Source organism: Nostoc sp. KVJ20, assembly GCF_001712795.1.
GTDB lineage: Bacteria > Cyanobacteriota > Cyanobacteriia > Cyanobacteriales > Nostocaceae > Nostoc.
This window is the reverse complement of sequence record NZ_KV757612.1, coordinates 43,488-53,835: the sequence shown is the minus strand read 5'-3', so window position 1 is coordinate 53,835 and position 10,348 is coordinate 43,488. Positions and strand designations below refer to the sequence as shown.

The following is a 10,348-nucleotide window of genomic DNA, read 5'->3' as shown; positions in this document are numbered from 1 at the left end:
AAGGTTGAGATATTGAAAAATTAATCGAATCTGTTGGAGCTAAATTAATTTATTTGCCACCATATTCTCCTGATTTTTCACCAATTGAAAACTGTTGGTCAAAAATTAAAACTTCACTACGTTCTATTGGAGCTAGAAGTTATCCAGACTTAGCAAAAGCAATTGAAACTGCTTTTACTCAAGTCTCGTTAACTGATATTTATAATTGGTTTACCCATTCTTGTTACTGTACTTCACCAGACTGAGAAATGCTATATCTCATCTGCTTAATGGTTTGTTCCCTACCTACCGAATTATTCAAAAATTAAAGTCATCGGAACTGGAAACTAATCCTGTTAAGCGTCAATGTGAAGAAAAGGAAACTCGTTTATTTGTAGCTGCGTATATTCTACATGACTTTGAAAAATTCCCTGACTATCCGATTTGGTTGGAAGAAAATGATACAGATGATGTATTTAAAAACCGTGATTGGCGTAAAGACCCTGCAAAGAAATCAGATGCACCAAATTTAAGACGCGGGTATGTAAAACAAAAAATTCAGGATTTTAGTTTAGATAGTTTTTTGGGTGAAGATTGGGAAAATTGTATCGATGATATTGTGTGGCTGAGTAGTAATGCTGGTGATGGCAGTGATGCTGATCGAGGTTTAGAAATTCGTGGTTTGCGTCCTAATTTAGATGGACGAGTGCGGAATATACTACAAAGATTGTTAAAAATGTCTGATTTATTTGCTTCATTATTAAAGCATCCTCGTGATGTAGAAAGTGATGGCAGAAATGAGAAATTACCTGAGTTATTAAACGACTTAAGTAATGGTCAGTTAACATTTAGCTACCATGCTCTATCAGATAATCGTGGTGTGCTGACGAATATCATTAATAATGCTTTGATGGATGCACATCCTCAGCAATACTACACACAGTTATTGTATTTGCCAGATGGTGTAGTATACCTTGCCAGTAACGATGCACCTGCAATTCATACTGCTGATATTCCCAATCAAGTTGTAGATAAAATTAAAATATTATGCAGTAAGCAGTTAACAAAGCGACAAACAGGTTTTAGTCGAGATGGTAAAGGTTTCAAGTTCGCTGATTACTACTGGTTATTTTTCCGTGCTAATGAGTTAATGGAAGTCAGCATTAATGCAGCTATCAGTATACTGCCTGATACTAAATTAGCCTCATCTGGTAAGCGGAGTGAAAGTTTACAAAGTTTTCAGACACAAGGAGAATTACCACAAAATATAGATGTTGTATTTGGTAATGAAATTCAAATTGATAGATTAGCTGAATTTGGAGATATTATATGTCGAGGTATTTGGAGTAAATGGCAAGAACGCGCGAACGAATACCAAAAACAATTTCCTAAAGCTGAACGTAAAAATATTCCTGATTTAAACTTGACTGAAAAACTAGCTGAATACTTGGGTTTGCCAGAGGAAATACCAGCTATAAGACAAATTCAATCTCTCAAGAAAACAGGAGGTGTTCCTTTAGATTGGTATTATTTATCGGCTAAATATTACCAGAAAAATCTAGGTAAAAATTTAGCGCAAAATATTGAGTTGATGGAAGGTATGGTTAACTATACTTCCAACCTCATTGAACCTATTTTAGAAGATTTTGCAATTCCTGATGGTTGGAGTGATTTACGCACTTATGTAAGTCGAGTTATTTCTTTACCAACAGGTGCAGTTTTTGAACCTAAGCCAGACCAATTTTTAATAGAAATAAGTAGGTATAACGCTGCAAAATTTACAGGAAGAGGTAGAGAAAATGTTTGTGCTATATCTAGTTCTCCCTACACTATAACGGAGCAAATGGAGTCAGCAACGTTATTTGCACCACAAGTTTACAGCAATCGCCAAATTTTATTTAATGCTCAAGCTGCAAAGCGGCAAATTTGCTCAATCTGGTCAATTGAAATCATGTTGAGACAAATTATGATGAGTAAGACTAACGCGACTGGTGCAGACTTTGAAGGTCGTAAATATCGCTATCTCTATCTCTATCCTGCTTACTTCTTTACTCCAGAAACAAATAAGTTTTTGCAAAAGGCTTATAACGCCATATCTCAAACTCGATTTGATGCTGAACTTCGCAAACATTTTGTTTCCAAAGAACAAGTTGCAAATTTAACAATTGACAACTATCAACAAGTCGATGATTTGTTAATTAAGCAGGATATTTCACCAGAAGATGATAAGACATTTAAAATTAGCTATCCCGATGATGAAACATTAACTTTCTTCTTCATTGGTTTACCGCCAGGAAGAGAAGCAACAGATACAGAATCGTGGGTAATGCCAACTTGGTTAGCATTTGCTTTACCGCTTGTTCTTGATGTAAAAGTCGTTGCATCAGAGTCACCTGTACCACCTTTTATTAGTGGTGCTGATTTTGAACAAACAGTTTTAATTGATGGAGAACATCAAGCGATTCGTTCTTTAATTCAAAAAGATAACTATCGTTTAGATAGCATTCTACCTAGAATTTCAGAAAAGCGTGAATTTTCTCCCCTCAATACTCTCACTGCTGCTTATTCTATTCACTTGGAAGTTAACCGTAAAAAGGATGGCGATCCAGATTGGGGAAAATTAGCAGATTTAGCACGGGATTTAGAAACTAGTCCTCTCTATGTCTTCTATTACCTTAATAAATGGTTGCGAAAGCAAGACAAAATTGATTCTGTACCTATGGCGAAAGTTCGCCTATACTTGGATTTTTATCACTATTTTGAACCAGAAGGAAAAGCTGTGAATCAACTGCGTAAGTTAACAGAACTCTACCGTCGTTTTTATCGTTCTAAAAGTCAATATGCGAAAGCTAATGCAATTCTCAAACCAATTGATGAGGCTGCTGATGTAATTTTGAAAATTGATAAATCTATGGCTAGTGACACTGATTCTTTAATAGATGTGGTAGCGGCTCGTCTAGCCAAGCTGATGAACAATGTGCGACGGAGAGCGGCTGAAGGAAAACCAACATTAACTTTAATTGATGGTAAGTGGAAACCTGCCTTAACTTCCGAAGAAGAACGTCAAGCAGTTTATGAGTTTTCTAAGTATTTTGTAAAAGAAATATTTGAGGGAAGCTTTAAAAGCGATCGCGCACGTTTAGCAGGTACTCAACTTAACCTAATTCGAGATACCTGTGAATACCTTTATCGCCTAGCAGATGATGAAGAACGTAAAGCACGTCCACAAGAGGAACCGGATGATATTCCTGAATTAGAACTTGAAGCATCAGTCTAATTTATTCTTTTTTTACAACTAATTAAATCGGAGCAATGAAATCATGAAATTCTTGAAAACACTCGATTCTAAATTTTTCCACGATGTAATTCCTGCTAAACCAATGGGTAAGTATGCTCATTTTATTACTATTCGTGTTACAGAATCTTATCCTTTATTCCAGACAGATGGTGAACTCAATAAAGCCAGAGTACGTGCTGGAATTGAAAACAAAGAACCTATTAGTCGCTTGGCAATGTTTAAGCGCAAGCAGTCTACACCAGAGCGTTTAACAGGTAGAGAATTATTACGTAACTACAAAATTGGTGACTGGGAAAAATGCGACTACAACGTAGATTTCAGCAAAACTACTCCTGATTGTATTCTCTACGGTTTTGCTATTGGTGATTCCGGTTCTGAAAAGTCGAAAGTAGTTGTAGACACAGCGTACTCTATTACACCCTTTGATGATTCTCACCTTAACTTTACCCTCAATGCACCTTTTGAAAATGGGACAATGAGCCGTCAAGGTGAAGTAACCAGCCGTATTAATAGTCAAGACCATATCTTACCTCAAGTCTTTTTCCCCAGTATTGTCACGCTGAAAGATCCCACTGAAGCTGGATTTCTTTATGTTTTCAATAATATTCTCAGAACACGCCATTATGGAGCGCAGACTACCCGTACTGGTAGAGTACGTAATGAGTTAGTTGGAGTCATTTTCGCTGATGGTGAGATTGTTAGTAATCTTCTTTGGACTCAAAAGATATATGACGTAATGAGTAATGCAACTCCAAAGCAAATTAATCCTCCCGATCCGCTCAATGAAGACGAGGTTTTAGAGGCGGCTACACAAGCAATTACTGCTCTAATGTCTCAAGAGTGTATTTCTCATACTGATTTTTTTGGTGCATCCTTCACACAACTTTTGAGTGAAGTTAAGTCTATTACCAGTGATGAAACTCGATTGCAAGAAATGTTGAATCAAGCAAATGCTGAATCATCTATTTATGCTCAAACATGGGTTCTTAAATCAGGTAAGAAAGACCCTAAGAAAGATACCAAGAATAATAAGAAAGCTGCTGCTGTCACGGAGTAAGCAAGATGGCAATTATTTATCGCTGTCAAATAGAACTTCATGACAGCCTCTATTACGCAACTCGTGAAATCGGGCGATTGTATGAAACAGAGCCAATAATTCACAATTACGCTCTTTGTTATGCACTGGGTTTAGTTGATAGCCAAATCTACTCTACTACCGTTGCTGAAGAACATTCTTATCGATATTTTTGCCCCGAACAAGTGCCAAAATATGAGGAGCATTTAACGCCACTCAATCAACAGCAAATTTACGTAACTCCGGCGCGATCGCTCAATCATTCTTCCATTCTCAACACCTGGAAGTATGCTAACAATAACTACCACGTTGAAATGGAGAAAACACAGAAAAATATCCCCAGTTTTGGGAGAGCAAAGGAAATAGCAGCAGAAAGTAGATTTGAGTTTTTTGTCATATCTCAAAAAGAACTCAAATTACCAAAGTGGATTCGTTTGGGTAAATGGATGAGTAAAGCCGAAGTGACGGTTGAACAATTACCGAAACATAAAATTTTTGAAGGTATATTCACTTGTACACATCCATTAAATCCTTTAGATGTCATGTTCACCAATCAAGTGATTAGCTATGATGTTGTGAATATGCCCCCAGTTAGCTTAATTCAGAATGTCCAAATGTGAGGTCAATACTATCAATTTGATGGCATTCAAAACTTAAAAATTCCAGTTCATATACAATATCGTTTTCGGAGTTAATTACTTCCCAAAACCTTTACTACGGCTTTGATTTTTTCGAGGTTATATCGTCATTAACTCGGCTTTAAAACCTCTGGAATCTTGCAACATTAACTTACGTATTCGCTGGCGTTGATAAGTCTGCACTTCAGCCGCTAAAGGATGATTAGGATCAATCTTTAGGTGAGTAATAGAAGAAACATATTGTTCTTTACTTTCGGGATTATTTGGCTCTTTTAGTCCGCACATAATCCCGCCTTCATCTCCTGAATAGCCAACGAAATCAATTTCAAATTCTCTGTCTGGATCGGCGTTTACTCCTTTTTGCTTTAATGTCTTCAAAAACTCCTTCCCGGCTCGTGCTTTAATGGGTAAGTTCTCTTTCAGTTTTTCAGTTAGTGCCTTTGCTGCATTGTAATCATCAATTCTCATTGGTTTTTCTCGCTATGTAGTTTTTCTCACTTAAAAGAATACTACTATCATCACTCGACAGTCTTTAAAATTTTAGATACCACATTCAGCGATCGCTCCTCTATCCCCAGTGAAACACTATCAACAACAAACCAACGCTTTCCCCAGCGACTACCTAAACAACTTGTGGGGAGAAATCCAAGCTTGTCCTTACTTTGCTATCAACAACCTCAACCGCGATTTTGTCGCCACTAAAGGATTTTCTGTAGTATTTCAGCGTTCTGGATTACCAAAAGTAGAACAGCAGTTTCCCTACTTCAAACCTTACCTAGATTTAGCTCTCCAACCAAATTGTAATGCTTTTTACCTCAATCCTTTACAGCTAAAAGAAGGCTCTCGCGTCGATCCGCATATTGATCGCTCTTTACGTTCCTACTCCAAAACCATTGAACCGCCTGCGGTTGTCAGTGTCCTCTATGTGCGCGTACCTGCGGATATGGAAGGGGGAGAACTGGTATTGCGATCGCACAAACGCCAACTTGGGCAAATTAAGCCCCAATTCAATACTTTAGTTTACTTTCAAGGTGATTTAACCCATTCGGTTAACGCTGTCAAAACCCCAGGAAATCGCCTAAGTCTCGTTTGTGAACAGTATAGTTTGAGTGAAACTGAACTCCAGGAAATCCCTGAGTTTACTGTAGAGTCAAGAATCACTCAGTCTACAACCAAAAAAAGAAAGTATGCCTCATAGTTTAGTGTTGAATTTGCTACCTCAATCGCCCATTCCACCACAGTATCTTACAGGTAGACATCTCCACGCCTTATTTTTAACCCTCGTTAGTTCTGTAGATAGCACATTAGGCGATCGCTTGCACGATTCCACCGCAGACAAAGCTTTCACTCTTTCTCCCCTACAAATAAGGGGACAGGGGATAGGGGATAGGGGACAGGATTGGGGGAAATATAAATCTAAAATTTCTAATAGCAGTAGTTTGCAATACTCACATCAACAACCCATTCCCGCCGGAACTCCTTGTTGGTGGCGCATCTCTTTATTAGATGACACTTTATTTGGCAAACTTACCCAACTCTGGCTAAATCTTAATCCCAATCGCCCTTGGCATCTTGGCCCGGCTGACTTGTATATTACCAGCATTCAGGGTACACCCCAATCTATTCAACCTTGGGCAAATGCCACTACTTACGCTCAATTATACGAAGAAGCTAGCGATCGCAATTCTTCCATCAACCTTAGCTTTTCCACACCTACCGCCTTCCGTCAAGGACAGTATGATACTACTCTTCCTACCAGAGAATCTGTTTTCAATTCCCTACTTTCGCGGTGGAATAAATACAGTGGGATAGAATTGAATCAGATTGCAATTGAGTCAATATTTCCTTCTTTTGTCAATATTCACACAGAAATAGTAGCCGACTCCCGCAGCAAATTTATCGGCATTATTGGCGAAGTTAATTACAAGATATTGGGAGAAATTGAACCAATACAAATTAAACAGATTAACGCTTTAGCTGACTTTGCTTTGTATGCAGGAATTGGTCGTAAAACAACAATGGGTATGGGAATGACACGTAGGTTAAAGGGGACAGGGGATAGGGGATAGGTTATAAATAATGTATCAAATAGAACTTGGCTTAATCTGTAACCTGTCACCTGTCCCCTGTCCCCTATCACCTCTTTCCTATCACCTATGAAAATAGAGTCGCATCGAGATTTGATTGTTTGGCAAAAATCAATGGATATGGTAGTGCAGATATATCAATTAACTGCCAAATTTCCAGCAACAGAAACTTATCGATTGACTTCGCAAATCACTAGAGCAGCAGTATCAGTACCAGCAAATATAGCTGAGGGTCATGCACGAGGAACGAAAAAAGATTATGCAAACTTTTTAGCGATCGCTAAAGGCTCGTTAATGGAAACAGAAACTTTTTTAATGCTGACTGTAAGGTTGAATTATATACCTCAATCACAAGCAAACTCCACTTTATTTTTGATTACAGAAATCAGTAAAATGCTTACTACTCTTCGTAATCGACTAATCAATACGCAATGATTAAAAATATGAAAAACTATCTGTCCCCTGTAACCTCTCACCTATCCCCTTCATTAGAATATATTTCTATTGCGGCATTGAATCAATATGCCTATTGTCCGCATCGCTGTTGGCGGATGTTTTGTGCAGGGGAGTTTATTGATAATCAATACACAATTGAAGGTACAACTTTACACGCTCGCGTCCACACGACGAGCGATGTACAGCGAGGAGAAACTTGGCAAGTTCGAGCAATTTGGCTAAAGTCTGAGCAATATAAACTCATCGGCAAATCTGATTTAATTGAAGCCGAATCTGGTCAAGTTTACCCAGTGGAATACAAACGGGGACGTAAAGGCGAATAGGATAATGATGAGTTACAAGTTTGTGCCCAAGCCTTATGTTTAGAAGAGATGACAGGACAACCAGTTAACACTGGATATATCTATTATGCCCACTCCCATCAACGGCAATTAGTAGAGATTAATGCAGAGTTACGGCAAAGTGCGATCGCAACTATTCAATCTGTCACAAATCTCCTAGAAACAGGAACAAAGCCAAAAGCATTTTACAGCAAACGCTGCCAAGGATGCAGTCTTTATTCGCAATGTTTGCCCAAAGCAACCGATAAGGTCAAAAGTTATCAAGAAGTCAATTAAATCATACCCCAATACAGTTTTCATATCAGCCCAAAACCATCATGTAGAGACGCGATTTATCGCGTCTTGAAAGACAAATTATCTACGCCAACAACCCTTGCTAAACGTATTTAATTATACCCAAATCTCTTTCCTCAAACCCAGATTATTATTAGGAAAAATAAAAAATGGGAACACTTTACGTAACACAAACCGATGCTTTTATCGGCAAAGTTGACGAACGTCTCACCGTCAAAGCTGAACAAAAAACTATCATGGATATCCCTTTAATTAAACTAGAAGGGATTGTAGTACTAGGGCGGGCTACTATTTCTCCCGCCGTCGTCAGTGAACTTTTAGATCGTCATATTTGTTTAACATTTCTCACCGAAAACGGACGATATTTAGGGCGTTTAGAACCAGAAGCTACTAAAAATATCTTTGTTCGTAAAGCCCAATGGCAAGCTGTGGGAGAATCAGAACCAGCAATACATTTAGTTAGAGGATTTGTCCGGGGTAAATTGAAAAATTACCGCCATAGCTTACTTCGCACTCAGCGAGAACATCCTGATACTGACCTGAATAATAACATCACTCGATTAGAAAACGCGATCGCACCAATCGAAAAAACTAGCAGTATTGATTCCCTCAGAGGCTTAGAAGGTGCTGGGAGTGCAGCCTATTTTGGTTGCTTTCAACAGCTAATCAAAACCTCAGAATTTCAATTTGAAGCCAGACGCCGCCGCCCACCAACCGATCCGGTTAATGCTCTACTGAGTTTTGGGTATTCATTGCTACGTCATGATGTGCAAAGTGCTTTAAATATTGTTGGCTTTGATCCCTATCTAGGATACTTACACGTTGAACGTTATGGTAGACCTTCCCTAGCCTTGGACTTGATGGAAGAATTTCGTCCTTTAATAGTGGATGCTGTAGTGTTGTCGCTAATTAACAAGCGATCGCTAACCCTAACTGACTTTACCACCGAACCCCTCAGTGGTGCGGTAAATTTAACCAAAGAAGGACTGCATACATTTCTTCGCGCTTATCAACAAAAGAAACTATCGAGTTTCAAACATCCAGTTATGGGAACCAAATGCACCTACCAAGAATCATTTGAAATTCAGGCGAGGTTATTAAGTAAATACCTAATGAACGAAATCGATAAATATCCTCCCCTAGTTCTCAAATAACTTGTAATTTCTCCCCATTCCCCATTCTCTATTCCCTACTCCCTTCATGTATATTGTTGTCAGCTACGATATTCCAGAAGATAAGCGTCGTACTAAAATCCATTCGATTCTCAAGTCTTATGGACAATGGATGCAACTGAGTGTGTTTGAGTGCGATATCACTCCCACTCAGTATGCTAAACTGCGATCGCGTTTAGCCAAATTGATTAAACCCGACACTGACAGCGTGCGCTTTTATTTTCTCTGCGGCTGTTGTCAGCGAAAAGTCGAACGTATTGGTGGAGAACAGCCACGGGACGAAACAATTTTCTTTGCTGAGTCCCCTTCTAGCTAGATTTCTGTATCTCAAATGCGCGGAAGGGTAGGTGTAAAAATTTCACAGCCATAAAAAAGTGCTTCTATCCCAACTCCAGTAAGGCTTTCAACCCATTATTCGCCTAATCCTCATCCGCGCAATCTCTGAAATGCTTATCAAAAAACGATTTCAGCCTTTAAATTTTCCTGACACTCTTCCCAAACGAATTCTCTAATGCTATGATTGCCCTTGAATCGCGCAACCGCACCTTGAAAACTAAATACAGCTTGGGTTTCAGGCTCCCGCCATTGCAATTAATCAAAATCCCTATTAGGGATTGAAACATTAAAAGTAAACTCATAACCCTTAAAAGAAATTGCAATTAATCAAAATCCCTATTAGGGATTGAAACGTTAGGAGCGATCGCCTATCATGAACAATAAATTAAATTGCAATTAATCAAAATCCCTATTAGGGATTGAAACGTTCCCTGGTAAAATAAGTAACTCGTAGCTGTCCCAATTGCAATTAATCAAAATCCCTATTAGGGATTGAAACTTTGCATCTGGTGCACATTCATCTTTACTGAATATTTTATTGCAATTAATCAAAATCCCTATTAGGGATTGAAACTAATAAATCCTCTTCGATAATAAAACAGTTGCAGCGCATTGCAATTAATCAAAATCCCTATTAGGGATTGAAACAACTATCTCTTTTATTTCATCCTT

The 10,348-nt window shown here is 38.4% G+C and carries 8 protein-coding genes, 3 pseudogenes and 1 CRISPR repeat array (1 of these 12 running past the window's edge); of the genes and pseudogenes, 10 read left to right on the top strand and 1 reads right to left on the bottom strand.

Annotated elements, in window-relative coordinates:
• Positions 1-11: 11 nt before the first annotated feature.
• From A4S05_RS14700 to cas5d, 4 genes and pseudogenes are all read left to right on the top strand, one after another.
• Positions 12-245 (top strand): annotated as a pseudogene (locus tag A4S05_RS14700) (transposase); the annotation flags it as partial.
• Positions 206-3,256 (top strand): type I-D CRISPR-associated protein Cas10d/Csc3, encoded by a 3,051-nt coding sequence (cas10d, locus tag A4S05_RS14695; protein ID WP_256090981.1) that lies wholly within the window; start codon positions 206-208, stop codon positions 3,254-3,256. The pseudogene A4S05_RS14700 and the gene cas10d, both read left to right, overlap by 40 nt.
• A 43-nt stretch (positions 3,257-3,299) precedes the next feature.
• Entirely contained in the window at positions 3,300-4,334 is a 1,035-nt protein-coding gene (cas7d, locus tag A4S05_RS14690) for a type I-D CRISPR-associated protein Cas7/Csc2 (protein WP_069070569.1), read from the top strand.
• Positions 4,335-4,339: 5 nt separating this feature from the next.
• Positions 4,340-5,047 (top strand): annotated as a pseudogene (gene cas5d, locus A4S05_RS14685) (type I-D CRISPR-associated protein Cas5/Csc1).
• A 42-nt stretch (positions 5,048-5,089) separates the two neighbouring features.
• On the opposite strand, the gene A4S05_RS14680 reads toward cas5d, so the two are convergent.
• The gene (locus A4S05_RS14680) at positions 5,090-5,458 is read right to left on the bottom strand and encodes a hypothetical protein (RefSeq protein WP_069070568.1); all 369 of its coding nucleotides are present in this window, start codon (positions 5,456-5,458) and stop codon (positions 5,090-5,092) included.
• Between the two features lie 109 nt (positions 5,459-5,567).
• Here A4S05_RS14680 and A4S05_RS14675 point away from each other — a divergent pair, with 109 nt between their 5' ends.
• The 6 genes and pseudogenes from A4S05_RS14675 to cas2 all read left to right on the top strand — a co-directional run bounded on the left by A4S05_RS14675 (position 5,568) and on the right by cas2 (position 9,656).
• Positions 5,568-6,188 carry a 2OG-Fe(II) oxygenase gene (locus A4S05_RS14675; protein ID WP_069070567.1) on the top strand — a complete coding sequence of 207 codons (621 nt, stop codon included), beginning with the start codon at positions 5,568-5,570 and terminating at the stop codon, positions 6,186-6,188.
• Positions 6,178-7,059, top strand: coding sequence for a CRISPR-associated endoribonuclease Cas6 (gene cas6, locus A4S05_RS14670; protein WP_069070566.1), 882 nt, complete (start codon positions 6,178-6,180; stop codon positions 7,057-7,059). The genes A4S05_RS14675 and cas6 overlap by 11 nt, the downstream gene beginning before the upstream one ends.
• 87 nt (positions 7,060-7,146) lie before the next feature.
• Positions 7,147-7,512 carry a four helix bundle protein gene (locus A4S05_RS14665; protein ID WP_069070565.1) on the top strand — a complete coding sequence of 122 codons (366 nt, stop codon included), beginning with the start codon at positions 7,147-7,149 and terminating at the stop codon, positions 7,510-7,512.
• Positions 7,513-7,520: 8 nt separating this feature from the next.
• Positions 7,521-8,150 (top strand): annotated as a pseudogene (gene cas4, locus A4S05_RS14660) (CRISPR-associated protein Cas4).
• Positions 8,151-8,317: 167 nt separating this feature from the next.
• Positions 8,318-9,322, top strand: coding sequence for a type I-D CRISPR-associated endonuclease Cas1d (gene cas1d / locus A4S05_RS14655; RefSeq protein ID WP_069070564.1), 1,005 nt, complete (start codon positions 8,318-8,320; stop codon positions 9,320-9,322).
• Positions 9,323-9,368: 46 nt separating this feature from the next.
• The gene (cas2, locus tag A4S05_RS14650) at positions 9,369-9,656 is read left to right on the top strand and encodes a CRISPR-associated endonuclease Cas2 (RefSeq protein WP_069070563.1); all 288 of its coding nucleotides are present in this window, start codon (positions 9,369-9,371) and stop codon (positions 9,654-9,656) included.
• A gap of 268 nt (positions 9,657-9,924) precedes the next feature.
• A CRISPR array of direct repeats spans positions 9,925-10,348; the repeat unit is 37 nt; unit sequence ATTGCAATTAATCAAAATCCCTATTAGGGATTGAAAC (it continues 345 nt past the right edge of the window).

Coding starts and splice junctions, on each gene's coding strand:
- A4S05_RS14680 (WP_069070568.1), bottom strand. CDS start 5,458: ATGAGAATTGATGATTACAATGCAGCAAAGGCACTAACTGAAAAACTG.
- cas1d (WP_069070564.1), top strand. CDS start 8,318: ATGGGAACACTTTACGTAACACAAACCGATGCTTTTATCGGCAAAGTT.
- cas6 (WP_069070566.1), top strand. CDS start 6,178: ATGCCTCATAGTTTAGTGTTGAATTTGCTACCTCAATCGCCCATTCCA.
- A4S05_RS14665 (WP_069070565.1), top strand. CDS start 7,147: ATGAAAATAGAGTCGCATCGAGATTTGATTGTTTGGCAAAAATCAATG.
- cas2 (WP_069070563.1), top strand. CDS start 9,369: ATGTATATTGTTGTCAGCTACGATATTCCAGAAGATAAGCGTCGTACT.
- cas7d (WP_069070569.1), top strand. CDS start 3,300: ATGAAATTCTTGAAAACACTCGATTCTAAATTTTTCCACGATGTAATT.